Below are 25,441 nucleotides of genomic sequence, written 5' to 3' on the forward strand. Positions count from 1 at the left end.
AGTACCCGCAGCCGATTTCTGGAGCCTGCCCATGCGTATCCTTGCCGATGAAAACATCCCCCTGGTCGAAGCCTTCTTCGGCGCCCATGGCGACATCCGTCGCCTGCCCGGACGCAGCATCGATCGCGCCGCCCTGGGCGACGCCGAAGTCCTGCTGGTTCGCTCGGTGACCGATGTCAGCCGCGAGCTGCTCGCAGGCAGCCAGGTGAAATTCGTCGGCACCTGCACCATCGGTACCGATCACCTGGACCTCGACTACTTCGCCAAGGCCGGCATCGTCTGGTCCAGTGCGCCCGGCTGCAATGCGCGCGGTGTGGTGGACTGGGTGCTGGGCAGCCTGCTGGCGCTGGCCGAAGTGCACGGCGCCAAGCTGTCCGAACGCCGTTATGGCGTGGTCGGCGCAGGACAGGTGGGCGGCCGCCTGGTGGATGTGCTGCGCGGCCTGGGGTGGGACGTGCGCGTGTGCGACCCGCCGCGTGCCGCCGCTGAAGGCGGTGATTTCCGCAGCCTGGAAGAAGTACTGCGCGAGTGCGACGTCATCAGCCTGCATACGCCGCTGACCCGCGACGGTGAAAACCCGACGCGCCACCTGATCGACGCGCAGCGTCTCAAGGCGCTGCGTCCCGGCACCTGGCTGATCAACGCCAGCCGGGGCGGCGTGGTCGACAACACGGCGCTGCGCATCCACCTGGAATCCGGCGCCGACATCGACGTCGCGCTGGATGTCTGGGAAGGCGAACCGGAAGTGAACGTACGTCTGGCCGAACTCTGCCGCATTGCCACCCCGCACATCGCCGGCTACAGCCTGGACGGCAAGCTGCGCGGCACGGCGCAGATCTACGAGGCTTTCTGCGCCTGGCAGCAAAGCGCACCGGCCGTCGACCTGGACGACCTGCTGCCCACGCAATGGCTGGCCGAATTGAGCCTGAAGGAAGAATGCGACCCGGAGTGGGCGCTGGCGATGCTCTGCCGTGCGGTGTACGACCCGCGCAGCGATGACGCCAATTTCCGCCGTAGCCTGGCAGGGGACACCCAGACCCGGCGGGCAGCCTTTGACGCGTTACGCAAGCACTACCCGCCGCGCCGGGAGATCACCGGGCTGTGGGTAGACATCCAGGGCGACTCTCCGCGCCTGGAAAGCCTGCTGACCGCGCTGGGCGCCAACCGGGTCGGGGAGTAGGGCGCACGCGTCGCCGTGCTTTGAGTCCGCTCAGCGGCGCGGCGGCTCGCAGGTCTTGTCCAGTTCCTGGCAGGCACGCTGGATCATGTCTTCGGTGATCGGGACTTCACGGCCCTGAGCATCGATGATCGAGCCGCCGACTGGTTGCTGCGGATTGCGCGGAGCGGGGCGGGGAGTGGATTCACGGTGGGTTTGCAGGCTCATGGCCAATCTCCTCTACATCAGTGCATTGCAGTCTAGGCAGATCAGATGAAACCCCGGTGACAGAGGCTGCGCAGGGCAGCGCCGAAGAACCGTCACCGAAGACAGACGACCGTAATGCCCTCGCAGATTGCGTGCCAATCGCGAAGTCCCCGGTCGTTTGCTTGTCGTTATAGTGGTTCGGGATTTGCCGCTCCTTGGTCCGACCCGGCGTTGCACCGGTGGTTCGAAGAAGTTTCCCTCGAGGATGAGTATGGACAGGATTCGCATAGGGTTGATCATCAATCCGCTGGCCGGTATCGGCGGCCCGACCGCGCTCAAGGGCAGTGACGGCGTCGCGGAGCTGGCTTTGGCGCGCGGCGCCGAACCTCGGGCGGCAGAGCGCACGCGTGTTGCCCTGGAGTACCTGCTGCCGGTGTGCGAGCGCCTGGAGTTCCTCTCCTTCCCCGGCGCCATGGGGGCTGATCTGCTGGCGGACATGGGCTTTGCCCATCGTCTGGTGGGCGAACTGGAGCAGGCGCAGACCAGCGCGGCAGATACCCGTCACGCCGTGCAGGCGTTGCAGGAGGCCGGCGTGGCGCTGATTCTCTTTGCTGGCGGCGATGGCACCGCGCGGGATGTGGCCGAGGTGGCCCGCGAAGGCCAGCCCGTGCTGGGCATTCCGGCCGGCGTGAAAATCCATTCCGGGGTCTATACCATCAGCCCGCGCGCCGCCGGAGAACTGGCGCGGCGGCTGGTGGACGGCGGGCTGGTGCGCCTGACCCAGGGCGAAGTGCGCGACCTTGACGAAGCGGCGCTGCGCGAGGGTCGTGTCGCTGCGCGCTGGTATGCCGAACTGACGGTGCCCGAGGAAGGTCACTTCATGCAGCATGTGAAGCAGGCCGGCATGGAGACCGAGGAACTGGTGCTGGCCGATCTTGCCGCCTGGCTGGAAGACAGCTGGGAAGACGACGTGCGTTACGTCTTCGGGCCCGGTTCGACCCTGCACGGGCTGGCCGCCGACCTGCACCTGGACACTACGTTGCTGGGCGTCGACGTGATCGAGAACGGCGAAGTGATCGCCCGTGATGTCACCGAGGCGCAGTTGTTCGAGCTGGTGAGCGGGCATCCAGCCTTCCTGCTGGTCACCGCCATCGGCGGGCAAGGACACATCCTCGGACGCGGCAACCAGCAGATCAGCCCGCGTGTGCTGCGCGCCATCGGTATCGAGCGCCTGCGGGTGATCGCCACCAAGCGCAAGCTCGGCACCCTCGAAGGCCGGCCGCTGCTGGTGGACAGCGGGGATACCGAACTGGACGCGAGCTTCCCGGCGGCCGTGAGGGTGTGGGCCGGCTACAAGGAAGAACTGCTCTATCCGCTGGGCTGGGGCAGCGACGACCAGCCGTCCGTGTAGCGCGTTATCCGCCGCGTCGGCACCGCTGGTGCTGGCGTCTGCCATGGCCATCTGTAGTGAGGCGGCAGCCGCGAAAGCCGAACCACCCCTCAGTACGGTGGTGCATGTCACCGGGCCTGATCTAGACTCCATCGCTTCGTGAAACTGGGCGGGGAGCAGGGCCATGCATACCGGCGGTTGTCTGTGCGGCGCGGTGCGCTACGAGATCAGCGGCGAGCTGGCGCCAATCCAGGTCTGCCATTGCGGCCAGTGCCGCAAGGCGCAGGGCGGGCCGTTCGCCACCAACCTTCCCGTGGATCGCGTGGCGTTTCGCCTGCTCAGCGGTGAGTCCGAGCTGGCCGAGTACCGCGCTACGCCAGAGAAGAAACGCGTGTTCTGCCGCACCTGCGGATCGCCGATCTACAGCGCCCGCGATGCGTTGCCGGAAACTTTGCGGGTGCGTGCGGGAACCCTGGACGAGCCCGTGCGGACAAAGCTCGAAGCACATTACTACGTCGATTCCCGCGCCACCTGGTGGCCGCTGGAGGACAATCTGCCCCGCTACGGGGGCGCAAAGCCGGGATGAAGGAGCTGGCACCGCCAGCAGCAGTCAGGGAGCAACAGGGTCAGTGGCAATGGAACGGAAATTTCGCGTGCTGGTGTTGGGCGGCTACGGCAACTTCGGCAGCCTGATCGTGCGCCGCCTCAGCGGCATCGACGGCATCCGCGTGCTGGTGGGCGGGCGCGACCAACGGCGCGCCAATGAGCTGGCCGCGCAGGTAGGCGGCGAGGCGGTTTGCCTGGACATGAACCAGCCGACGCTGGCCGGCCGCCTCAACGACCTGAAAGTCGACCTGGTGATCTCCACCGCCGGCCCTTTCCAGGGGCAGGATTACCGCGTCGCCCGCGCCGCCATCGGCGCCCGCGCGCACTACATCGACCTGGCCGACGCTCGCCAGTTCGTCTGCGGCATCCACGAACTCGATCGTGCCGCGCGCAGCGCCGGGGTGCTGGTCTGTAGCGGCGCCAGTTCGGTGCCTGCGCTGGCCGCCTCGGTGATCGACGATTTGCTGCCGCGCTTCCAGCGCCTGGACAGCATCCACCACGGCATCAGTTCCTCGGCGAAGATTCCCGGCCAGGCCACGGTATCCGCGGTGCTGGGCTACTGTGGCAAGCCGTTGCGCCAGTGGCGCCAGGGTCGCTGGCAGGACGTGCACGGCTGGCAGGGGCTGAATCGCCACCGTTTTCCGGCTCCCTTGGGGCAACGCTGGCTGGCCCACTGTGACGTACCGGACCTCGACCTGTTCCCGCAGCGCTACCCCGGCGTGCAGGACGTGCGTTTCTCCGCCGGCCTTGGCCTGGGCCTTACCCAGTTCGGCACCTGGGGCCTGTCCTGGCTGGTGCGTGCCGGGTTGGTGAAGGATGCCGCGCGCCTGGGCGCCGGCCTGCACCGCATCGCTGTGGCGATGGAGCCCTTGGGCGACGGGCGCAGTGGCATGTTCGTCCAGTTGCAGGGCGTCGATGGCGACGGCAAGCCGCTGGCGCTGTGCTGGGAAATGCTCGCGCAGCAAGACCACGGCCCGAACATTCCCTGTATGGCGGCGGTGGCTTTGGCGCGCAAGCTGGCGGCGGGGCAGTTGCGTCAGCGTGGCGCCACACCATGCATCGGCCTGCTCACTACCGGCGAGTACGTGGCCGAGCTGGAAGGATTGAACATCTCCCACGGCCTGCGCGAAATGGCCGCGCACTGATCCTTGGGTGTTGCCAGGGCAACAGTCGATCAGCAGCGCTGTTGCCACAGTGACACGAAGCACCGGGAAAACCGGCTGAAGTGCCCTGAAATCGCACATTTTCCTGTTGGTACGCCCCTTGCTCTAGGCCTCTGTACCTAGCGCAACAGTCAACAGGGAAAACCCATGACCAGCCCCATCAAAGTGGTCGCCGTCTCCGGCGGCACCTATCGCCCCTCGCGCACCCTGGTGCTCACCCAGGCCGTGCTCGACGCCCTCGGCGAGCAGCTTCCGGTAGACGCCCGAGTCATCGAACTGGCCGACATCGCCCGCCCGCTGGGCGCCGCACTGTCGCGCCAGGAGCTCTCCGCCGAGCTGGAAGCCACCCTGCGCGAGATCGAGACCGCCGACCTGCTGGTGGTTGCGTCGCCGGTCTACCGCGGCTCCTATCCGGGCCTGCTCAAGCACCTGTTCGACCTGGTGGACATGAACGCCCTGATCGACACCCCGGTACTGCTCGCCGCCACCGGCGGCAGCGAGCGCCACGCGCTGGTCCTCGACCACCAGCTGCGCCCGCTGTTCAGCTTCTTCCAGTCGATCACGCTGCCCATCGGCGTGTACGCCAGCGAAGCGGACTTCGCCAACTACCAGATCGCCAGCGACACCCTGCGCGCCCGCATCCAGCTGGCCGCCGAACGCGCCGCGCCGCTGTTCGTCCGCCCGCAACTGCGCAAGACCGCCTGAGGAGCCCGCGATGAACGTGTTCTGGTTCCTGCCGACCCACGGCGACGGTCATTTCCTCGGCACCAGCGAGGGCGCGCGCCCGGTGTCGCTGCCGTACCTGAAACAGATCGCCCAGGCTGCCGATTCCCTCGGCTATTACGGCGTGCTGATTCCCACCGGCCGTTCCTGTGAGGATTCCTGGGTCGTCGCCTCGGCCCTGGCGCCGCTGACCGAGCGCCTGCGTTACCTGGTGGCGATCCGTCCGGGGATCATCTCGCCGACCGTGTCCGCGCGCATGGCCGCGACCCTGGATCGGCTGTCCGGCGGACGCCTGCTGATCAACGTGGTCACCGGCGGCGATCCGGATGAAAACCGCGGCGACGGCATCCACCTCAGCCATGCCGAGCGCTATGAAGTCACCGATGAATTCCTGCGTATCTGGCGCCGCGTGCTGCAGGGCGAATCCGTGGACTTCAATGGCAAGCACCTGCAGGTGGAGAACGCCAAGGCGCTCTATCCGCCGATCCAGAAGCCTTATCCGCCGCTGTACTTCGGTGGCTCCTCCGCTGAGGCTCACGATCTGGCCGCCGAGCAGGTGGACGTCTACCTGACCTGGGGCGAGCCGCCGCAAGCGGTCGCGCAGAAGATTGCCGATGTGCGCGAGAAAGCCGCAAAACAGGGCCGCACCGTCAAGTTCGGCATTCGCCTGCACGTGATCGTCCGCGAGACCGCCGAGGAAGCCTGGCAGGCCGCCGACAAGCTGATCGCCAACATCTCCGACGAGACCATCGCCAACGCGCAGAAGTCCTTCGCCCGCTTCGACTCCGAAGGCCAGCGGCGCATGGCCGCGCTGCACGGCGGCCGCCGTGACCAACTGGAGATCTACCCCAATCTCTGGGCCGGTGTCGGCCTGGTACGCGGCGGCGCCGGTACCGCACTGGTGGGTGATCCGCAGCAGGTCGCCGAGCGCATCAGGGAATACGCGGACCTGGGGATCGACAGCTTCATCTTCTCCGGCTACCCGCACCTGGAAGAGGCCTACCGCTTCGCCGAGCTGGTCTTCCCGCTGCTGCCCGAGCCCTATGCGAGCCTCGCCGGGCGCGGCGTGACCAATCTCACCGGGCCCTTCGGCGAGATGATCGCCAACGACGTGCTGCCCGGACGCAAGGCCGGTTGAGATCCCCCTGATGTGCCGGGCAGGGGCCCGGCGCATCCCGAATCGATAGAAGAGGAAGCGAGCGTGAACGCCAATACGCGTCTCGACGCACAGACACCCGGGCAGATCGCCCAGCGCCTGGCCGCCGGTTTCGCCGAAACCGCCGCCGAGCGTGACATCCGTGGCGGTACGCCGAAGGCCGAGCGCGATGCGCTGCGCCAGAGCGGACTGCTGTCGCTGATTATCCCCACCGAGTACGGCGGCCTGGGTGCGGACTGGAGCACCACGCTGGACGTCGTGCGCCAGTTTGCCGTGGTCGACAGCTCCATCGCCCACGTGTTCGGCTTCCAGCACCTGATGCTGGCAACCGTGCGCCTGTTCTCCCGCCCGGAGCAGTGGCAGCCGTGGTTCGAGCTGACCGCGCGCAATCGATGGTTCTGGGGCAACGCGCTGAATCCGCTGGATACCCGCACCGTTTCGCGCACCTTCGCCGGCTGGCGCGAGTTCTCCGGACGCAAGAGCTTCTGCTCCGGCGCGCTGGACTCGGAAATGCTCATCGCTTCGGCACTCGACGGCGAGGGCGGCAAGCTGCTGATCGCTGCCATCCCCACCGCGCGCAGCGGCATCAGCCTGGGCCACGACTGGGACAACATGGGCCAGCGCCAGACCGACAGCGGCAGCGCCACCTTCGAGCGCGTGCGGGTGGAGGAGAGCGAGCTGCTGCTCGATCCGGGCCCGCTGAGCACGCCGTTCGCCTGTCTGCGCCCGCTGATCGCGCAGCTGATCTTCACCCACGTCTTCCTTGGCATCGCCGAAGGCGCCTTCGAGGAAGCGCGGCAATACACGCTCAAGGAGGCCCGTCCGTGGTTCCGCTCCAGTGCCGCCACGGTCGGCGAGGACCCCTACGTGCTCGCGCATTACGGCGAGTTCTGGGTCGGCCTGGAAAGCACGCGCCTACTGGTCCGTCGCGCCGCACAATTGCTCGACGAAGCCTGGAGCAAGGGCGCTGCACTGGATGCCGACGAACGCGGGCGGCTGGCCGTGGCCATCGCCACCGCCAAGGTCGCCGCTACTCGCAACGGCCTGGAAATCTGCAACCGCCTGTTCGAGGTCACCGGTGCGCGCTCCACCCACGCCGCGCTGCGCATCGACCGCTACTGGCGCAACCTGCGCACCCAGACCCTGCACGACCCGGTGGACTACAAGGTTCGCGAGCTGGGTGACTGGGCGCTGAACCAGCAACTGCCGCAACCGACTTTCTACTCATGAACGCGACCACCCCCGAGGGTCTGCTGACCCTGCCCAAATCCCCCGCGCTGGCCACTTCCATCCGCGCTACCGCCCAGGTTTTCGAGGACCCGAAATCCCAGGCGCTGCTCGACCACCTGCAGCAGGTCGCGCCCAGCGAAGCGAGCGTGCTGATCATCGGCGAGACCGGCACTGGCAAGGAGCTGGTGGCGCGACACATTCACAACCTCAGCTCACGACGCAGCGGGCCGTTCGTGGCAGTGAACTGCGGGGCCTTCTCCGAATCCCTGGTCGAGGCCGAGCTGTTCGGCCACGAGAAGGGGGCCTTCACCGGCGCGCTGGCGGCCAAGGCCGGCTGGTTCGAGGAAGCCGACGGCGGCACCCTGTTCCTCGACGAGATCGGCGATTTGCCGATGCCGATCCAGGTCAAGCTGCTGCGTGTCCTGCAGGAGCGCGAGGTGGTGCGCCTGGGTTCGCGCAAGAGCATTCCGATCAACGTGCGGGTGCTGGCGGCCACCAACGTGCAGCTGGAGAAGGCGATCAACGCCGGGCATTTCCGCGAGGACCTGTACTACCGGCTCAATGTCGTCAGCCTGGAGTTGTCGCCGCTGCGCGAGCGACCCGGCGACATCCTCCCCCTGACCCGCCACTTCATCGCCGAGTACAGCCGGCGCCTGGGCTACGGCCAGAGCCAGCTGAGCGCGGAAGCCGCGCAGAAACTGCGCAGCTATTCCTGGCCGGGGAACATCCGTGAGCTGGAAAACGTCATCCACCACACGCTGCTGATCTGCCGCGACGGCGTGGTGCGTGCCGAAGACCTGCACCTGTCGAACCTGCGCATCGAGCGCAGCGAAGAACCACGGTTGGAATCCCTGGGTGCCGAGCAGATTCTCCAGCAGGCCTTCCAGCGCTTGTTCGAAGAGCAGGGCGGCAACCTGCATGCCCGCGTGGAAGACGCCTTGCTGCGCGCGGCCTATCGCTTCTGCCACTGCAACCAGGTGCACACCGCCAATTTGCTTGGGCTGAGCCGCAACGTCACGCGCACGCGGCTGATCGAAATCGGCGAGCTGGTGGTGAACAAGCGCCGGGGGGCGACGGTGATCGACCCGCAGCGGGGCGTGCGGCTGTCGATCTAGGGCCTGCTGCTTGGGCCTGTCTATTTGGAGGTATTCGCCGCGGGCCACTGATCCACGGCAACGAAACGGGCCAGTGGCCAGCCTAGACTCCGGGACCGCCCATCCCAAGCGAAAGGAGTCACCCATGCACGTGGACATCGCCATCGTCGGCGCCGGCCCCGCCGGGCTTTGCCTGGCCCGCTCGCTGTCGGGCAACGGCCTGTCGATCCTGCTGATCGACCGCCAGCCGCTGGCCGCCGTGTCCGAGCCTGCCGAGGACGGCCGGGAGATCGCCCTGACCCATGCCTCCCGCGCCGAACTGCAGCGGCTGGGGATGTGGTCACGGATCGATCCCGAGGAAGTCTCGCCGCTGCGCGATGCCCAGGTGCTCAATGGCCCTTCGCTGTTCACCCTGCGCATCGAGGCCGAGCAGGCCGGCGCCGAGCAACTGGGGTATTTCGTCTCCAACCAGATGATCCGCCGCGCTGCCTTCGACGCAGTGCACGAGTGCGCGGATGTCTCGCTGGTGTGCGGACGCGCCTTGCGTTCGCTGCAGGTCCGGCAGGATGGCGTGGCGCTGACCCTGGACGATGACAGCCGCGTCCATGCGCGCCTGCTGGTCGCCGCCGACAGTCGCTTTTCCGAGACTCGCCGCATGCTGGGTATCGGTGCGAGCATGGAGGACTTCGGCAAGACCATGATGGTCTGCCGCATGGCCCATGAGAAACCGCACCACAACGTCGCCTGGGAATGGTTCGGCTACGGACAGACCCTGGCGCTGCTGCCGATCAATGGCGACCGCTCCTCCGTAGTGCTGACCTTGCCGCAGCGCGAGATGGCGCCGCTGCTGGAACTGGACGAGCAGGCCTTCGCCCGTGAGATGGAGCGTCGCTTCGACCGCCGTCTGGGCGGCATGGAGCTGCTCGGCCCGCGTCACAGTTACCCGTTGGTCGGGGTGTACTCGGATCGTTTCGTCGGTCCGCGCAGTGCGCTGATTGGTGATGCCGCCGTCGGCATGCACCCGGTCACCGCGCACGGCTTCAACTTCGGTCTGCAGAGCCAGCGTCGGCTGGCCAATGAAATCCTTGCTACCCATCGCCGGGGCGGCGATATCGGCGGTACCTGGCCGCTGCGCCGCTACGCCATGGCTCACCGCCTGGCGACCTGGCCGCTTTACCAGGCCACCCGATTGATCGTCGGCATGTACACCGACCCGCGCCCGCCAGTTCGTCTGCTGCGCAATGCCGGCCTGCGCCTGGCGCAGAACCTGCCGCCGCTGCGCACGGCGATTGCGAAGCACCTGACACAGGGCGCCTGAGGGCGTTCGCGAGCAAGCTCGCTCCTACAGTCACTGGGACTTTCGGTGTGCTCTTCGTAGGAGCGAGCTTGCTCGCGAACCAAAGTCCGCCTGTGGTCCGGCCTGGAGACGATCGGGTGCGCCGAATCCCTGGTTATCAGGCCGCTTCGGTCTGCCGCGCTTTCTTCTGCTCCAGCTCGCGCACCAGCGGCAGTACCTTTTCACCGAAGTAGCGCACCTCTTCCTGGAAGTGCAGAAAGCCCGCCAGCACCAGGTCCACGCCCACTGCCTTGAGCGCGACGATTCGCTCGGCGATCTGCTGCGGCGTGCCGATCAGGTTGGTCTTGAAGCCGTCGTTGTACTGCACCAGGTCCTCGAAGCTGGACTTGGCCCAGTTGCCTTCGCCCTCCGGTGACGCCGCACCGGCCTGTTTCGCCGCGTGGCCAAAGGCGTTCACCGCTTCCGGGTCGGCCTTGTCGATGATCTCGGCGAGCACCGCGCGGGCTTCTTCCTCGGTGTCGCGGGCGATGACGAAGGCGTTTACCCCGATCTTCACCGAGTGCCCGTTGGCGACGGCTTTTTCGCGGATGTCGTCCACCTGGGCCTTGATGCCTTCCACGCTGTTGCCGTTGGTGAAATACCAGTCGGATACGCGCGAAGCCATGTCACGGGCAGCCCGCGAGCTGCCGCCCTGGAAGATTTCCGGGTGCGGGCGCTGGATGGGCCTGGGTTTCAGGTTGTAATCGTGGAAGCGATAGAAGTCGCCCTTGAAGGTGAAGTTGTCCTGGGTCCAGATGCCCTTCAGGGCGCGGATGAATTCCTCCGAGCGGCGATAGCGCTCGTCGTGCTCCAGCCAGGGCTCGCCGATGGCCTGGAACTCGCCCTTGAACCAGCCGCTGACGATATTCACGGCGATGCGTCCGGCGGTGAGCTGGTCGATGGTCGCCAGTTGCTTGGCCGCCAGTGCCGGCGTCCAGGGGCCGGGGAGGATGGCGGCGATCACCTTGAGCTTTTCGGTGGCGCCCAGCAGCGCGTGGCTGAAAGCGACCGACTCGTGCTGGTACTCGGCGCCGTAGCCGGCGGTGAAGCGGATCTGTGTCAGCGCGTAGTCGAACCCCGCATCCTCGGCGATGCGCGCCAGCTGGCGGTTGTAATCGATGTCCCAGTGGGTGCGCTGTTCTATCTTGCTGACCACCAGGCCGCCGCTGACGTTGGGGACCCAGTAGGCGAAGCGGATCGGTTGTTGGCTCATGGCTCGGGCTCCTCGGGGCTGCACAGCGGCGAAGGTGCCGCAGGGTGAGCAGAGCGAAAGCCGTGCCACGAGAGGAAATTTCTGGCGGATCAGACACTTGGTGATTGGCCGGGACAGCGGCTGCTGTTCCTTCTGGTGCAACGCTGCTGGCCAACTGTTGCCCAGGCAACAGCGCGGGGTGCGACAACCGGCCCCTGAGCAGGCGCCGGCAACGCTGTCAGAATTCGACGTTCACCCGCTCATAGAAGCGGGGACCTCCTGCGTGCGAATCCATAACAGGAAAAATCCAGGGGCACCACCATGGCCATCACTTCCAGCGATATCTGCACTGCCGCCGACGGGTTGTCGGGCTTCGTCGGCTTCAACCTCAAGACCGGCAAGTACATCGTGCGTTTCAGCGAGGATTCCTTCGGCATGGATGTGGCCGAGGACAGCATCCGCCCGTCCTGCGAGTTCGTCTGGGCGCAGAAGAACGGCCTGGTGATGACCCTGAGCCGCGAATGCCTGCAGATCCTCGCCGAGCAGAACATCCATGATCGCCTGAATCTGAACGAGGCACTGCTCACCTACCTGCGTCGCACCGACCTGCCGGAGATCGCCGCCGAGCGTCATCTGAAGTGATTGCCACGCCCGGGCGCCGGGCGTTCGCAGGGGCGGGGCGCCGGGCAGCGCGAAGCCGGGGAGGGGTTCGCGGGCCCGCTCCTGCGGAGTACGAGACAGCAGGATGCGTTGGAGCGGATAAAGTCCGCTCCAACGCTCTTTGCGCCTTACTGGGCCAGTTCCTTGCGCAGATCTGCAACCTGGCTGGTGGTGACCGGTGCCGCTGCATTGCCCCAGGTATTGCGTACATAGGTCAGCACATCGGCAATGTTGTCGTCGCTGAGGTTCCAGGCGAACGAGGGCATGGCCGGCGTCGTCGGCGCAGCATCGGTACCGCCGGCGCGACTGCCGGCCAGTACCACGCGGATCAGCGAGGTCGGGTCGTCGTTGTTGACCAGCGGGGCGGCAGCCAGTGTCGGGAACAGGTTCTTCACACCGGCACCGCTACTCACGTGACAGGCCGAGCAGCGGTCGGCGTAGATCGCCTTGCCCGCGACCATCGCTGCGTCGGTGGCTGCCACTGGCGCCGGTGATGCTTTGCCCGCCGCGCCATCCTTGAGGTACACCGCCACCGCCAGCAGGTCTTCGTCGGTCCAGTGCTGGGTGGAGTTCTCCACCGCTTCGGCCATGGGGCCGGAGGCGATGTCGAAGCGGTTGGCACCGGTTTTCAGGTACTGCACGAGGTCCTCGGTGCTCCACTGGCCGATGCCGCTGTGCGAGTTCGCGGTGATGTCCGGGGCAACCCAGCCCTGCAGGTTGGCGCCGGCGAGGAAGTGGTCGTTGTCGTCACCGCCAATCAGGTTCTTCGGCGTGTGGCAGGTACCGCAGTGGCCCAGGCCTTCCACCAGGTAGGCGCCACGGTTCCACTGCGCCGACTTGTCCGGCGCGGGCACGAATTCGCCCTGGGTGAAGTTCAGCCAGTTCCAGCCGATCAGGCTGGTGCGTACGCTGAAGGGGAAGGGCAGCTGGTTGGTTTCCACCGGGTTGTGCACCGGCTGCAGGGTCTGCAGGTAGGCCCAGAGCGCCAGGTTGTCCTCACGGCGCACCTTGGTATAGGCGGTGAATGGCATGGCGCCATACAGACGCTTGCCGCCACGGCTGTGTCCGGTGGACATGACGGCCAGGAAGTCCTCGAAGCTCCAGCGTCCCAGCCCGGTTTCCGGGTCGGGGGTGATGTTGGCACCGACCAGTTTGCCGAACGGTGTCTCGATGGCCACGCCGCCGGAGAAGGGCGCCTGGCCGGGGACGGTGTGACACGCGGTGCAGTCGCCGAGTACGGCGAGGTAGCGGCCCTTTTCAACCAGGTTGTAGGAGTCCGCGGCGGTTCCGGCGAAGGCTGGCTGCAGGTTGAGGCCGAGCAGGGCGAGGGTGCCCAGAGAGAGAAGGGTCTTCATACGCTGATCATCTCCCCGGGGCGCTTCAGGTACAGCCGGCGGATCGCATCGGCGGCCTTGAAGGCCAGCGCGCCAACGGTGCCGGTGGGGTTGTAGCCGGGGTTCTGCGGGAAGGCCGAGGAGCCGACCACGAACAGGTTGGGCACGCCCCAGACCTGCAGGTGCTTGTTCACCGAACTGTTCTTCGGGTCGGCGCCCATGATGAAGCCGCCGACAATGTGCGAGGACTGGTAGGAGGTATTGGACCAGGGGCCTTTGCGCGGCGCCGGGACTATCTGCTGCGGGTTCATGCTGCGGGCGATCTCGGCGACCTTGTCGGTGCAGTATTGCGCCATCCTCAGGTCGTTCTCCGGGAAATCGAAGGTGATGCGCAGCAGCGGTCGGCCATGGGGGTCGTTGTAGTTGGGGTCCAGCGACAGGTAGTTGCCGCGCGTGGAATAGCTGCTGGCTTCGCAGCCGATGGACATGTTGCTCAGATAGCTCTCCACCGTGGCCTTCTTCCATGCCGAGCCCCAGGCCGGTGTGCCGGGTGGCGTGGGGCGCGAGTCGATGGGCGCGGCGCCGATCGGTGTCACGCGGGTGCTGCCGCCGCCGACGAAGCCGAGCCCGGAGTGGTCGAAGTTATCGTTGTTGAATTCGTCGATGCCCATGCCGATGGCACCGCCACCGATGAACGGGTTGAAGTTCTTGTCCTTGAAGAACAGCTTGACGCTGTTGGCCGTCTGGTAGGCGAAGTTACGCCCGGTGGTGCCGGTGTTGGCGATCGGGTTGTAGGGCTCGCCGACGCCGGAGAGCAGCATCAGCCGTACGTTCTCGAAGATGAACGCGGCCACCACCACGATGTCCGCCGGCTGCTCCCATTGTTCTCCGCTGGAATCGACGTAGACGATGCCGGTGGCGCGGCTGCCGGTGCTGTCCATTGTCACCCTGAGCACTTCGGAGTTGGTCCGGGCACTGAAGTTGGGCTTGCGGATCAGCGCGGGCATGACGTTGACGATGGCGCTGGCCTTGGAATAGTTGGCGCAGCCGTAGTTGGTGCAGAAGCCGCAGAAGGTGCAGGGCCCCATGGTCACGCCCAACTGGTTGGTATAGCCCTGGGAGGCCAGCGCCGAAGGCACCGGGAAGGGTTTGTAGCCCAGGTTGCGTGCGGCCTCGGCGAACAGCGTCGGGGCATAGGTCTGCGCGGTGGGCGGGTTGGGGTACTCGCGTGAGCGCGCGCCCTCGAAGGGGTTGCCGCCTTCGACGATCTGGCCGGCCAGGTTGCCGGCCTTCCCGGAAACGCCAGCCAGCCGCTCGAAGGCGTCATAGTGCGGCTCCATCTCTTCCCAGGTGGTGCCCCAGTCCTGCAGGGTCAGCTCGGCAGGCACTTCCTTGCCGTAGCGCTCCTTCAGGTGGCTGGCCAGGCGAAATTCCTCGGGTTGGAAGCGGAAGGTAATGCCGGCCCAGTGGTTGCCAGCACCGCCGGTGCCGTTGCCGGGGTGGAACGAGCCCCAGGCGCGCATGGGCAACGCCGTTTCCGACTCCTTGTTGCGCATGGTGCAGGTGTTCTGCCGGGTACGCAGCATCAGTTCCTGGCGGCGGTTGTAGCGCAGTTCGTCTGCTGCCGAGGCAAGGTTGAAGTCGCTGGCGGTGTCGCGCCAGGGGCCGCGTTCGAAGCCGATGACATTGAGGCCGGCGTCGGCCAGCTCATGGGCGATGATCGAGCCCGCCCAGCCGAGCCCGACAACCACGACGTCGGTGGAAGGTAGTTTCTTGGCCATGGTGCGCTTAACCCTTCTTGGTCCAGGCGGAGCTGCCGATGATGGAGAGCGGCGTGAGGTTCAGCTTCTGGTTGTGCAGGCCGATGTAGTCGCGGTAGTCGTAGCGTGCGCCAGGGAAGCCGAGCATCTTCCACGACACCATGTCGCGATTGCCGCCGTAGATCGGGTCGGCGAAGAAGCCTTCCATGGTGTTGTCCAGCAGTTGCTGGAAGAACAGCTTGGCCTCGATGCCCTCGAGGCGGATGGCGCCTTTTTCCAGCTCACCGAGCACCTTGTCGCGCTGCTCGGGGGGCAGGGCGCTGAAAGGCTTCTGGAAGGTGGCCTGGCAATATTTGCCCAGCGCCGCCAGGCCGATGCGGTAGCGCTCGCAGGGCGTCAGCGGCGATTGGTCGGCCTGCGCCGGCGTGCCGGGGGTGAAGGGGCCTTGCATGTACAGGCGGCCGAAGTCGCCGTAGTCGCTGACCAACTGGCGGTCGATGAACACCGCGCAGCCGGCATCCTTGCCGCTGACGCTCAGCTCATCGGCGGGAATCAGTTGTTCGACTATTGCTTCCACTTCGGTGGCTTCTTCGGGGGTGAAGAACTGCCAGCCGGGGCTGTCGTAATGCAGCGGGCCGTTATGGTCGAAGGGCAGCCATTTCGGCGTGCCGATCACGGTGGCGGCCTGGGCGCTGGCGGCGGCGCCGACGGCCAGGGACGCGGCGGAAGACTTCAGCAGCTGGCGCCGGGTGAAGCCCTTGGGGTATTCGGTCATTTCGGCTCCTGAGGCAACACACGTCCGCTCGTTGTCGAGGGGCAGGGGACGCGTGTTGCCAGGTCAGTTCACGGTGATCTGCACTCCCGGCGCGTGCCGGATGAGTGGAGCGTGGGTGCGAAGTCGCCCTATCGGGGCGCTGTGCAGATCGGCTGAACGGGTCCTTCGCCCAGGCGCAATCTGCGATTCGTCTTCTCCACGCGCGTTTTTAGACTAGAGGCCGTAACAGAATGTTGCAGGAATTTTCGCGGTAAATATTTATTGCGAAATTTGAGAGAATCCGCGAGCTAGAGCGGTTTTCAGAGACGAGGGGCTTGTAGGAGAAAGCTTGCTCGCGAACCGCTCACTGCGGGGAATGTTCGCGAGCAAGCTCGATCCTACGAAAAGCAGGTACCCGCCAGGGCGGTTAGAGGAACATGCCCCCCGAGGCTTCCACGCGCTGGCCGTTGATCCAGCGGCCTCCTTCGGAGAGCAGGGCCGCGATCACCGCGCCGATGTCGTCCGGCAGGCCGACGCGGCCCAGCGCGGTGTTCGCCGCGATCTGCTGGTTCAGCTGCGCGTCGTCGCGCACCCTGCCGCCGCCGAAATCGGTCTCGATGGCGCCGGGGGCCAGGATGTTCACCGCGATGCCACGCGCGCCCAGCTCCCTCGCCTGGTACTTGGTCAGCGTTTCCATCGCGCCTTTCATGGTCGCGTAGGCGGCGTAGCCAGGCAGCGAGAAACGCGTCAGGCCGCTGGATACGTTGAGGATGCGGCCGCCATCGGCGATCAGCGGCAGTAGCTTCTGGGTCAGGAAGAACGGGCCCTTGAGCTGGATGTTCATCAGCTGGTCGAACATCTCCTCGCTGGTCTCGGCGAAGCTGGCGTAGAGGCCGATGCCGGCGTTGTTCACCAGGAAGTCGAAGTGCTGCCGGCCAAACGTCTCGCCGAGGGTGGCACGGATCTGCTCGGCGAAGGCGGCGAAACCGGCGCTGTCGGCCACGTCCAGTGGCAGCATCACGGCGCGGCCGCCGTGCTGTTCGATCTCGGCGGCGACGGCGTGGGCTTCGTCGGCCTGGCTGCGGTAGGTGCCGATGATGTCGACGCCGGCAGCGGCGAGGTGCAGGGCGGCGTTGCGGCCAAGGCCGCGGCTGGCGCCGGTGATGAGAGCGATCTTGCGGGTCATGGCGAAGCTCCTTTCCTGAGAGGGAGAGCGGGTGGGATTGAGAAGAAGCTTATTGTTCGATTCTCTTGTGATAAATCGTCTTAAATCGGAAAGAATGGTCGGTAATAGCGAACAATAGACCTGTCGGCGCTCCCCAGTGAGGACCACACCATGATCCGCCCCGACCTCCTTCGCACCTTCATCCGTGTCACCGAGCTGGCCAGCTTCACCCAGGCCGGAGAGCAGCTCGGCCTGCCGCGCTCCACGGTTTCGGAGCACATCCAGGCACTCGAGGAACTGCTCGGCACGCGGTTGCTGCAACGCACCACGCGGCGCGTCACCGCGACCCAGGACGGCCTGGTGCTGTACGAGCGCAGCAAGGACATGCTGGCCCAGCTCGACGAACTCCAGGGCCTGTTCCGCCAGGACGATGGAGCCCTCGGCGGCCGCCTGCGGGTGGACATGCCAACGGTGATGGCGCGCAAGCTGGTGATGCCGCGCCTGGGCGAATTCCTCGCGCGGCACCCGGCGCTGGAGCTGGAAGTGAGCTGCACTGACCGACGCGTCGACCTGGTGCGCGAGGGCTTCGATTGTGTGGTGCGGGTCGGCGCGGTGAACGACCCGTCTGTGGTGGCGCGCACCCTTGGGCATTTCCCGCAGGTGAGCTGCGCCAGCCCGTCCTATCTCGCCGAAAAAGGTACGCCGCAATCACTGGACGATCTTGCCGGACACCAGCTGATCCACTACGTGACCGTGCTGGGCGCGCGGCCGCCGGGCTTTGAGTACCTGCATCATGGCGAGGTGCGCTACGTACCGATGGGCGGTGCGCTGTCGGTGAACAACGCCGAAGCCTACGAAAGCGCGGCCATGGGCGGGCTGGGGATCATCCAGGTGCCTGTCCATGGCGTGCTGGATGACCTGGAAGCGGGGCGGCTGGTGCCGGTGCTGGAGCACATTGCGCTGCCGCCCATGGAAATCTCCCTGCTTTATGCCCATCGCCGCCTGCCGCAGCGGGTACGCGCCTTCATGCAGTGGCTGACGCAGCTGCTGGGCGAGCCCGGCGTGCTGGGCACGCCCCTGGCCGAAGAGCCTTAGCTGGCCCAGTCGGAGTTCAGGATCACCTCGCAGAAGTTGCCGCGCACGAAACTTGGGTCCTTCATTTCCAGTACGTCGGCCTTGACGTTGCCGAAGGTGGTTTCCGGCTTGGCTTTGATACCGTCGTAGAACGCCTGCAGGATGTCCTGCTTGAACTGCCCGCCGCGCGGGTGGGCGGCGACCACGGCGTCACGCTGGGCGTCCGGGAACTGTTCGTAGGCGATGCCCAGCACGTCCATTTCCACCCCGGCGGTGACCAGGGCGATCTCCGGCTTCATGTGCTGCGGGATGCCGGGCGTGGTGTGCAGGGCGATGGCGGTCCACACCGTGTCGATATCGCTCTCGGCGATGCCGTGGCTGCGCAGGAACTGCGCCGCGCAATCGGCACCGTCCACTTCGAAACGCTCGCACTGGCTGCAATAGCGCGGCATCAGGCCCATGTCGTGGAACATCGCACCGGCGTAGAGCAGCTCGGCATCGAACTTCAGCCCCTTGCGCGCGCCAGTCAGTGCGCCCCAGTAATAGACGCGGGAAGAGTGGTGGAAGAGCAGCGGGGTGGCGTTGTCACGGACCATCTCGGTGATGGCCTTGGCGAGGCTGCTGTCGGGAACTTTGACACCGTTCAGATCGAGGCTCATGGCGGGCTCCAGGGCTGGATTGGCAAGGCGCGGCGCGGGTTGCATCGCGGTCGGTTCCATTGGAAATCCGTGGCCTTGCGCGGACAACGAGAGCGAGGGAGCGAATCCGGACAGCCGTCGTTCGTTTGCTGCCAATGGGTGTCATGGTCTCGTGTCGGTGCCCCTGCTGCCCTCTCCCTAACCCTCTCCCTGCGAAGGCAGGGCGCTTGATCAAACCCCCGTAAATCTTGTCGTTTTTCATCAAGAGTCACCGCAGGGGTGCCCCTAGATTTGTCCTCGAACCGAGCCGCCGGACCATGAGCCGGCCACGCCAGAAGAAGCCGAGGAGAGTCGAACATGTCGTCCATCGAGAGCCTGAAACTGCGTACTTCCATCGACGGCTGGGACCGCCAGGACCCGGAGCAGGCCTTCACCCTGCCGTCGCGCTATTTCTTCGACGAGGCGCTGTTCAAGGCCGAGCGCGACAACATCTTCCTGCGCTCCTGGCACGTCGCCGGGCACCTGAGCGAATTCGCCGAGATCGGCCAGTACGTGGTCTGCGACCTGTTCGGCCAGAGTATCGTCATCGCCCGCAGCCGCGCCGGGACCATCCGCGCCTTCCACAACGTCTGCCAGCACCGCGGCAACCGCCTGCTGGAGGAGCGCCGCGGCAACACCGGGGGCATCGTGCGTTGCGCCTACCACTCCTGGTGCTACGAGATGGACGGCACGTTGCGCAGTGCGCCGCGCTGCGAGCGGATCAAGAACTTCGACAAGGAAGCGTTCGCCATTCCGCAGGTACGCCTGGAGGAATTGGGCGGCTTCCTCTACTTCAACCTCGACCCCAACGCGCCGTCGCTGGCCGAGCTGTTCCCCGGCGCGGACGAGGAGATGCACCGGGTATTCCCGAGCCTGGCCAACATGCGTCTGATCGAGGAGGCCGACGTCATCGTCCCGGCCAACTGGAAGGTGATCATGGACAACTCCATCGAGGGCTATCACTTCAAGCTCTCCGGGCCGTGTCACATCGACCTCGCCAAGCTGATCGACTTCAAGGGCTACCGACTGACCAAGCGCGACAACTGGTGGACCTACATCGCCCCGGCGAATCTTGAGGCCGGCGAAGCCTACGGCGTGAAACTGCGCAGCGACCTCAACCCCGGCGAGTGTTTCTTCAATATCGGCCTGTGGCCGAACAACACCTTCTACACCTTCCCGTTCTCCGAGTTCCTCGGCACCTTCATCATGATTCCGCTGGACGCCGAGCGTTCGCTGCTGCGCTTCGGCTACTACTCGGCGAACGAGCAGACCGCCGAGGTGAGCAAGGCCTGCATGCGCTGGATGAACGAGGAGTTGGGGCCCGAAGACATCGCCCTGAACATCAGCGTGCAGAAAGGCCTGCACTCCATGGGCTACGACCAGGGCCGCTACATGATCGACGCCGAGCGCAGCAACGAGAGCGAGCACCTGGTACATCACTTCCATCGCCTGGTGTTCCAGGGCATTCACGGCGCGCAGCGCTGAGGAATAGCCATGGACTACGACTACGTCATCGTCGGCGCGGGGTCGGCCGGCTGCGTGTTGGCCAACCGCCTGGGCGCCGATCCGGCCGTGCGCATCCTGCTGCTGGAAGCGGGCCCGGCGGATGAAAGCTGGACCATCGACATGCCCTCGGCGGTGGGCATCGTCGTCGGCGGCACGCGCTACAACTGGAGCTACAGCAGCGAGCCGGAGCCGTATCTGGATGGCCGTCGCATCGCCACGCCTCGTGGGCGCACCCTTGGTGGGTCGTCGTCGATCAACGGCATGGTCTATATCCGAGGCCATGCGCGGGATTATGACGGCTGGGCCGAACAGGGCTGCGATGGCTGGAATTACCAGTGCGTGCTGCCGTACTTCATTCGCTCTGAGAACCACGCCAACGGCGCCGATGACTACCACGGCGCGGCGGGGCATCTGCATGTCACGCCGGGCAACATCGATACGCCGCTGTGCGCGGCTTTCGTCGCGGCCGGCGAGGAGGCCGGCTACGGGCGCAGTAGCGATCTCAACGGCCACCGCCAGGAAGGCTTCGGCCCGGTGGACCGCACCACGCGCCAGGGGCGGCGCTGGAGCACTTCGCGTGGGTATCTGAGCGAGGCGCTGGGGCGCGGCAATGTCACCGTCGCCACGGGGGCGCTGGCGCTGCGTGTTGTCTTCGAGGGTGATCGCGCGGTGGGTGTGGAATACGAACAGAACGGCCAGGCGCTGACCGCCCGCGCGAGCCGCGAAGTGCTGCTGACCGCCGGGGCGATCAATTCGCCGCACCTGCTGTTGCTGTCCGGCATCGGCCCGGCGGATGAGCTGCGCCAGCTGGGCATCGCGGTCAAGCACGACCTGCCCGGCGTGGGCCGGCGGCTGAACGATCATCCGGATAGCGTCGTGCAGTTCATGTGCAAGGCACCGGTGTCGATCTATCCCTGGACCCGCGCGCCGGGCAAGTGGTGGATTGGCGCCCGCTGGTTCGTCAACCACGATGGGCTGGCGGCGAGCAACCATTTCGAGGCGGGAGCCTTCATCCGTTCGCGCGCTGGCGTCGAACACCCTGATCTGCAACTGACCTTCATGCCACTGGCGGTGCAGCCGGGCAGCGTGGCCCCGGTGCCGGACCATGCCTTCCAGGTGCACATCGACCTGATGCGTCCCACCAGCCTGGGCAGCGTGACCTTGCGCAGTGCCGAGGCACGGCAGGCGCCGCGCATTCTCTTCAATTACCTGCAGACCGAACGGGACCGCGCCGACATGCGGGCCGGCGTGAGGCTGGTGCGCGAATTGATGCGCCAACCGTCCATGCGCGGTCTGGCGGGGCAAGAGCTGACCCCCGGCCCGCTGGCCCACAGCGATGACGAACTGGACGCCTGGGCGCGCCGGGTCACCGAGACCGGCTACCACGCCAGTGGTACCTGCAAGATGGGGCCGGCCAACGATCCCGAGGCGGTGGTCGATCCGCAGCTACGCGTACATGGGCTGCTGGGGTTGCGGGTGGTGGATGCGTCGATCATGCCGAGTATCGTCAGCGGTAACACCAATGCGCCAACGGTGATGATCGCCGAGAAGGCCAGCGATATGATCCGGGGAATGCCTCCGCTGCCGGCGGCCAGTGTGCCGGTCTGGTTGCACCCGCAGTGGCAGTACCAACAACGCTAAGGAGAGTCGATGGCCAGTGTTGCACCGCCTTCCCGGTTTCGCCGCGAGCCCTTGCGGGTGGGGTTGCTGCTGTTGCCGTCGTTTCCCGGCCTGGGGTTGGCGGCGGTCGTGGAGCCGCTGGCCATTGCCAACTGGTTGGGCGGCGAGGCGCTGTTCGAGTGGCAGCTGCTGTCGCTCGACGGTGAACCGGTCACGGCCAGCAATGGCCTGACCAGCGTGGTGCACGAGGCCATCGACCCGGAGCGCAGCTGGGATGCCTGTTTCGTCATCGCCAGCTTCGACGTGCACAAGCATGCGCGCAATCGTCCACTGAAAAGCTGGCTGCGCCGGCAGGCGGCGTTCGGCACCACGCTGGCGGGCATCGAGACCGGCACCGAACTGCTGGCCGCCGCCGGGGTGCTGGATGGCTTTCCGGCGGCGGTGCACTGGGACAACCTGCAGGGTTTCCAGGAGAGTTACCCGAAGGTCCAGGCCCGCGCGCAGCTCTACACCCTCGACCGTCAGCGCCTGACCTGCGCCGGGGCCAGCGCCATCCTCGACCTGATGCTGGGCTGGATCGCCCAGCGGGTGGACGCTGACCTGTCGCGGGAGATCGCCATGCATCTCTTGCTGGGCGAAACCCGCGAGCCTGGCGCGCACCAGTTGCAGGGCCGGCAGAGCGATGCCCACGCCCACGGTGGCAAGGTACGCCGCGCCATCGCGCTGATGGAGCAGGCGCTGGAGGAACCGTTGGAGTGCGATGCCATTGCCGAACGGGTCGGCCTCTCGCGCCGTCAGCTGGAACGACAGTTCAAGCAGCACACGGGATTGTCGCCGCTCAAGTACTACATCGTCCTGCGCCTGGGGCGTGCGCACAGCCTGCTGCAACAGACACGCCTGAGCGTGGCGCAGGTGGCGGCCAGCTCCGGCTTCGGTTCGCTGGAGCATTTCTCCCGCGCCTACCGCGCCCATTTCGGCTGCCCGCCCAGCGCGGACCGCACCCAGACCTATACCGCACCGGTGATGCGCCAGCCGCTGGGGCGCGATAGCTGACGGCGTAAAGGCTTTTCGTAGGAGCGGACTCTGTCCGCGATGGTGTCTGGTGCGAAGCGGGGGCGATCGCGGACGGAGTCCGCTCCCACGCATGTCTGCAACTTGGGGCGTCAGCACCTCGTAGGGCGAATAACCCGGAGCGGGTTATCCGCCATTCACGGCGGATAACGCCTGTGGCGTTATGCGCCCTACGTTCTAGCGACTCTCGTAGGGCGCGATAGCCAGCACTGCGCGGTCGCCCTTTTGTAGGAGCGAGCTTGCTCGCGAACCGCCGGATGCACCGAACTGCCGTCGAGTGGTTCGCGAGCAAGCTCGCTCCTACAGAGGCCTGTCAACCCGCGAAGTTGGGCTCGCTCTCCAGCAGCATCTCCCGCAGTGCCGAGAAATGCCGCTCGGCGAAGCCCGGATAATCCAGCCATTGCTGCATGGTCTTGCGCGCCACCTCGTCGCTGGCGATGCGCAGTGGGCGGCCGCTGGCCAGGGCGCTGAGGTAGACCTCGCAGGCCCGCTCGAAGTAGTAGAGGTCATCGAAGGCTTGGGCCACGCTGGGTGCCGCGACCAGCAAGCCGTGGTTGCCCATCAGCAGGATCGGCTTGTCGCCCAGCAGGCGGCTGACACGCTCGGCCTCGTCGCCCAGGCCCATGCCGTCGAAGCCTTCGTCGATGGCCACTCGCTCGAAGAAGCGCATGCTGTTCTGCTCGATGGGTGGCAGGCGTGAGTCGGCCAGGCACGCGAGGACGGTGGCGTACTTCGAGTGCACATGCAGGATGCAGCGTGCCTGCGGGTTGTTGCGGTGCAGCGCGCCGTGCAGCGCCCAGGCGGTGATGTCCGGTGCGTCGGGGCGATTGAGCGCCTCGGGGTCGTCGGTGTGCAGGCGCAGCAGGTCGCTGGCGCGCATCTGCGAGAAGTGCCGGCCGTAGGGGTTGATGAGGAAGTCCCGGCCATCGGCCGACAGCGCCAGGCTGAAGTGGTTGGCGATGGCTTCGTGCAGGTTCAGGCGCGCAGCCCAGCGGAAGGCGCAGGCGAGGTCAATACGACCCTGGCGTTCCAGGCCAGTGTCGAGTCCGTTGTCGAGTGTACGGCTGGCGAGCGTTGGCATGGCGGCTCCGGGTTCGATACCCGCGCCGGACTGGCCGGGTCTGGTGTCCCAGTCTAGGGCTCTGCCGCCGTCACACTTGATGTGGAACGACCGGGCCTGCCGCTCGCCCGGTCGACGATTGCATCGATGCCCTAGACGAACTGCGCCGCCGCGTAGCCCGAAGCCCAGGCCCACTGGAAGTTGAAGCCGCCCAGGTGGCCGGTGACGTCCAGCACTTCGCCGACGAAATAGAGGCCAGGGGATTTCAGCGATTCCAGGGTCTTGGACGACACCTCGCGGGAATCGACGCCGCCCAGGGTGACTTCCGCCGTGCGGTAGCCTTCGGTGCCGGCCGGCACCAGCTGCCAGTCGCCCAGGCGCTCGGCGATCGCCTTCAGCTCGCCCGGTGTGTACTGCTTCATGGGCTTGGAGACGAACCACTGCTCGGCCAGCAGGCCGGCCATCTTCTTGGTGAACAGCTCGCCCAGCAGCGTCTTCAGCTCGCTGTTTGGGCGCTCGCGCTGCTGCTCGACGAGCCAGACGGGCAGGTCGACACGTGGCAGCAGGTCGATGCTGATGGTGTCGCCCGGCTGCCAGTACGAGGAAATCTGCAGGATCGCCGGGCCGCTGAGGCCGCGGTGGGTGAACAGGATGTTCTCGACGAAGCTCTGGCCGTTGCAGCTGACCCGGCAGTCCTCCACCGAGGTGCCCGACAGTTCGGTACAGAGCGCCTTGAGCTGCGGGTCGGTGATCGTGAAGGGCACCAGGCCGGCGCGGGTCGGCAGCACGCTGTGGCCGAACTGGCGGGCGATCAGGTAGCCGAAGCCGGTGGCGCCCAGGGTCGGGATGGACAGGCCGCCAGTGGCGATCACCAGCGACTCGCAGCGCGCCGGGCCGAGGCTGGTCTGCAACTGGTAGCCGCCTTCGTCGAGGCGGGCGATCTCGCTTACCGAGGTATCCAGGCGCAGGTCGACGCCGGCCTGTTCGCACTCGTCCAGCAGCAGGCCGAGGATGTCGCTGGACTTGTTATCGCAGAACAGCTGGCCGAGCTTCTTCTCGTGGTAGGGCACACCGTGCTTGGCCACCAGGGCGATGAAGTCCCACTGGGTGAAGCGCGCCAGCGCGGACTTGCAGAAGTGCGGGTTGTGCGACAGGAAGTTGACCGGCTCGCAGTACATATTGGTGAAGTTGCAGCGCCCGCCACCGGACATGAGGATCTTCTTGCCGGCCTTGTTGGCGTGGTCGATCAGCAGGACCTGGCGACCGCGCGCGGCGGCGCTCATGGCGCACATCAGTCCCGCGGCGCCGGCGCCGATGATGATGACCTGGGATGTGAGCACGGTGGATTCCTTCTGTACGGGGTAGCGGGCGCTTGAGGCGGCGCATCTTACCCGAAGCATGGGGCCGCAGGCTGCCTGTGCTCGACCGCGCGTCGATTGCGCAGCTGCCGTGAGAGCAGGCTTCCCGACCGGCGCCGGGCATATCGGGATATCCCCGGGGCGCTTTT

Annotated in this window: 23 protein-coding genes; 14 read left to right on the top strand and 9 right to left on the bottom strand. The window is 66.3% G+C overall.

The genetic code is table 11. The features are described from left to right. Positions 1 to 31 precede the first annotated feature (31 nt). Positions 32 to 1,180: a 4-phosphoerythronate dehydrogenase PdxB gene (pdxB, locus tag FAS41_RS13150; RefSeq protein WP_138522867.1), complete on the top strand. Its 1,149-nt coding sequence runs from the start codon at positions 32 to 34 to the stop codon at positions 1,178 to 1,180. 30 nt (positions 1,181 to 1,210) lie between these two features. Here pdxB and FAS41_RS30825 read toward each other — a convergent pair whose 3' ends face one another. Then, positions 1,211 to 1,384 carry a PA1571 family protein gene (locus tag FAS41_RS30825; RefSeq protein ID WP_171049481.1) on the bottom strand — a complete coding sequence of 58 codons (174 nt, stop codon included), beginning with the start codon at positions 1,382 to 1,384 and terminating at the stop codon, positions 1,211 to 1,213. A gap of 250 nt (positions 1,385 to 1,634) precedes the next feature. On the opposite strand from FAS41_RS30825, the gene FAS41_RS13155 reads away from it, so the two are divergent. From FAS41_RS13155 to ubiM, 8 genes are all read left to right on the top strand, one after another. After that, positions 1,635 to 2,774, top strand: a complete 1,140-nt coding sequence (locus FAS41_RS13155) for an ATP-NAD kinase family protein (protein ID WP_138522869.1) — start codon at positions 1,635 to 1,637, stop codon at positions 2,772 to 2,774. 163 nt (positions 2,775 to 2,937) lie between these two features. Beyond that, on the top strand, positions 2,938 to 3,339 hold the full coding sequence (locus tag FAS41_RS13160; protein ID WP_138522871.1) for a GFA family protein: 402 nt from the start codon (positions 2,938 to 2,940) through the stop codon (positions 3,337 to 3,339). A gap of 49 nt (positions 3,340 to 3,388) precedes the next feature. After that, positions 3,389 to 4,504 (top strand): saccharopine dehydrogenase family protein, encoded by a 1,116-nt coding sequence (locus FAS41_RS13165; RefSeq protein ID WP_171049482.1) that lies wholly within the window; start codon positions 3,389 to 3,391, stop codon positions 4,502 to 4,504. A gap of 165 nt (positions 4,505 to 4,669) precedes the next feature. Beyond that, a complete protein-coding gene (msuE, locus tag FAS41_RS13170) occupies positions 4,670 to 5,227 on the top strand; it encodes an FMN reductase (RefSeq protein WP_138522873.1) in 558 nt (185 codons plus the stop codon). 10 nt (positions 5,228 to 5,237) lie between these two features. After that, complete coding sequence (ssuD, locus tag FAS41_RS13175; RefSeq protein WP_138522875.1) at positions 5,238 to 6,383, top strand: FMNH2-dependent alkanesulfonate monooxygenase; 1,146 nt, start codon at positions 5,238 to 5,240, stop codon at positions 6,381 to 6,383. Between the two features lie 63 nt (positions 6,384 to 6,446). Further along, positions 6,447 to 7,631 (top strand): acyl-CoA dehydrogenase family protein, encoded by a 1,185-nt coding sequence (locus tag FAS41_RS13180; RefSeq protein WP_138522877.1) that lies wholly within the window; start codon positions 6,447 to 6,449, stop codon positions 7,629 to 7,631. Next, entirely contained in the window at positions 7,628 to 8,746 is a 1,119-nt protein-coding gene (locus FAS41_RS13185) for a sigma-54 interaction domain-containing protein (protein ID WP_138522879.1), read from the top strand. Before FAS41_RS13180 ends, FAS41_RS13185 begins: the two co-directional genes overlap by 4 nt. Positions 8,747 to 8,870: 124 nt before the next feature. After that, on the top strand, positions 8,871 to 10,043 hold the full coding sequence (gene ubiM, locus FAS41_RS13190) for a 5-demethoxyubiquinol-8 5-hydroxylase UbiM (RefSeq protein ID WP_138522881.1): 1,173 nt from the start codon (positions 8,871 to 8,873) through the stop codon (positions 10,041 to 10,043). Positions 10,044 to 10,179: 136 nt separating this feature from the next. Here the strand turns inward: ubiM and sfnG are convergent, their stop codons facing one another. Continuing rightward, a complete protein-coding gene (gene sfnG / locus FAS41_RS13195; protein WP_138522883.1) occupies positions 10,180 to 11,274 on the bottom strand; it encodes a dimethylsulfone monooxygenase SfnG in 1,095 nt (364 codons plus the stop codon). Positions 11,275 to 11,574: 300 nt separating this feature from the next. Here sfnG and FAS41_RS13200 point away from each other — a divergent pair, with 300 nt between their 5' ends. Continuing rightward, a complete protein-coding gene (locus FAS41_RS13200) occupies positions 11,575 to 11,895 on the top strand; it encodes a DUF2025 family protein (RefSeq protein WP_138522886.1) in 321 nt (106 codons plus the stop codon). A gap of 146 nt (positions 11,896 to 12,041) precedes the next feature. On the opposite strand, the gene FAS41_RS13205 is transcribed toward FAS41_RS13200, so the two are convergent. From FAS41_RS13205 to FAS41_RS13220, 4 genes are all read right to left on the bottom strand, one after another. Beyond that, positions 12,042 to 13,268, bottom strand: a complete 1,227-nt coding sequence (locus FAS41_RS13205; protein WP_138522888.1) for a c-type cytochrome — start codon at positions 13,266 to 13,268, stop codon at positions 12,042 to 12,044. Further along, positions 13,265 to 15,028 carry a GMC family oxidoreductase gene (locus tag FAS41_RS13210; RefSeq protein ID WP_138522890.1) on the bottom strand — a complete coding sequence of 588 codons (1,764 nt, stop codon included), beginning with the start codon at positions 15,026 to 15,028 and terminating at the stop codon, positions 13,265 to 13,267. Before FAS41_RS13210 ends, FAS41_RS13205 begins: the two co-directional genes overlap by 4 nt. 7 nt (positions 15,029 to 15,035) lie before the next feature. Then, entirely contained in the window at positions 15,036 to 15,782 is a 747-nt protein-coding gene (locus tag FAS41_RS13215; protein ID WP_138522892.1) for a gluconate 2-dehydrogenase subunit 3 family protein, read from the bottom strand. A 406-nt stretch (positions 15,783 to 16,188) separates the two neighbouring features. Further along, positions 16,189 to 16,947, bottom strand: coding sequence for an SDR family NAD(P)-dependent oxidoreductase (locus FAS41_RS13220; RefSeq protein WP_138522894.1), 759 nt, complete (start codon positions 16,945 to 16,947; stop codon positions 16,189 to 16,191). Positions 16,948 to 17,097: 150 nt separating this feature from the next. Here FAS41_RS13220 and FAS41_RS13225 point away from each other — a divergent pair, with 150 nt between their 5' ends. Next, positions 17,098 to 18,021 carry a LysR family transcriptional regulator gene (locus tag FAS41_RS13225; protein WP_138522896.1) on the top strand — a complete coding sequence of 308 codons (924 nt, stop codon included), beginning with the start codon at positions 17,098 to 17,100 and terminating at the stop codon, positions 18,019 to 18,021. Here FAS41_RS13225 and FAS41_RS13230 read toward each other — a convergent pair. Next, positions 18,018 to 18,659 carry an HD domain-containing protein gene (locus FAS41_RS13230; protein ID WP_138522898.1) on the bottom strand — a complete coding sequence of 214 codons (642 nt, stop codon included), beginning with the start codon at positions 18,657 to 18,659 and terminating at the stop codon, positions 18,018 to 18,020. The two genes, FAS41_RS13225 and FAS41_RS13230, sit on opposite strands and share 4 nt — an antisense overlap. A 336-nt stretch (positions 18,660 to 18,995) precedes the next feature. Here FAS41_RS13230 and FAS41_RS13235 point away from each other — a divergent pair, with 336 nt between their 5' ends. From FAS41_RS13235 to FAS41_RS13245, 3 genes are read left to right on the top strand one after another with little or no spacing between them, the layout of a single operon-like run. Beyond that, the gene (locus tag FAS41_RS13235) at positions 18,996 to 20,162 is read left to right on the top strand and encodes an aromatic ring-hydroxylating oxygenase subunit alpha (RefSeq protein ID WP_138522900.1); all 1,167 of its coding nucleotides are present in this window, start codon (positions 18,996 to 18,998) and stop codon (positions 20,160 to 20,162) included. Positions 20,163 to 20,171: 9 nt separating this feature from the next. Further along, on the top strand, positions 20,172 to 21,824 hold the full coding sequence (locus FAS41_RS13240; protein ID WP_138522902.1) for a choline dehydrogenase: 1,653 nt from the start codon (positions 20,172 to 20,174) through the stop codon (positions 21,822 to 21,824). A 9-nt stretch (positions 21,825 to 21,833) separates the two neighbouring features. Continuing rightward, positions 21,834 to 22,856, top strand: coding sequence for a GlxA family transcriptional regulator (locus FAS41_RS13245; protein WP_138522904.1), 1,023 nt, complete (start codon positions 21,834 to 21,836; stop codon positions 22,854 to 22,856). A 331-nt stretch (positions 22,857 to 23,187) separates the two neighbouring features. On the opposite strand, the gene FAS41_RS13250 is transcribed toward FAS41_RS13245, so the two are convergent. Continuing rightward, on the bottom strand, positions 23,188 to 23,955 hold the full coding sequence (locus FAS41_RS13250) for a class II aldolase and adducin N-terminal domain-containing protein (protein WP_138522906.1): 768 nt from the start codon (positions 23,953 to 23,955) through the stop codon (positions 23,188 to 23,190). A 131-nt stretch (positions 23,956 to 24,086) separates the two neighbouring features. Next, the gene (locus tag FAS41_RS13255; RefSeq protein WP_171049483.1) at positions 24,087 to 25,274 is read right to left on the bottom strand and encodes a BaiN/RdsA family NAD(P)/FAD-dependent oxidoreductase; all 1,188 of its coding nucleotides are present in this window, start codon (positions 25,272 to 25,274) and stop codon (positions 24,087 to 24,089) included. Positions 25,275 to 25,441: the final 167 nt, after the last annotated feature.

The organism is Pseudomonas nicosulfuronedens, from assembly GCF_005877905.1.
Taxonomy (GTDB): Bacteria; Pseudomonadota; Gammaproteobacteria; order Pseudomonadales; family Pseudomonadaceae; genus Pseudomonas; species Pseudomonas nicosulfuronedens.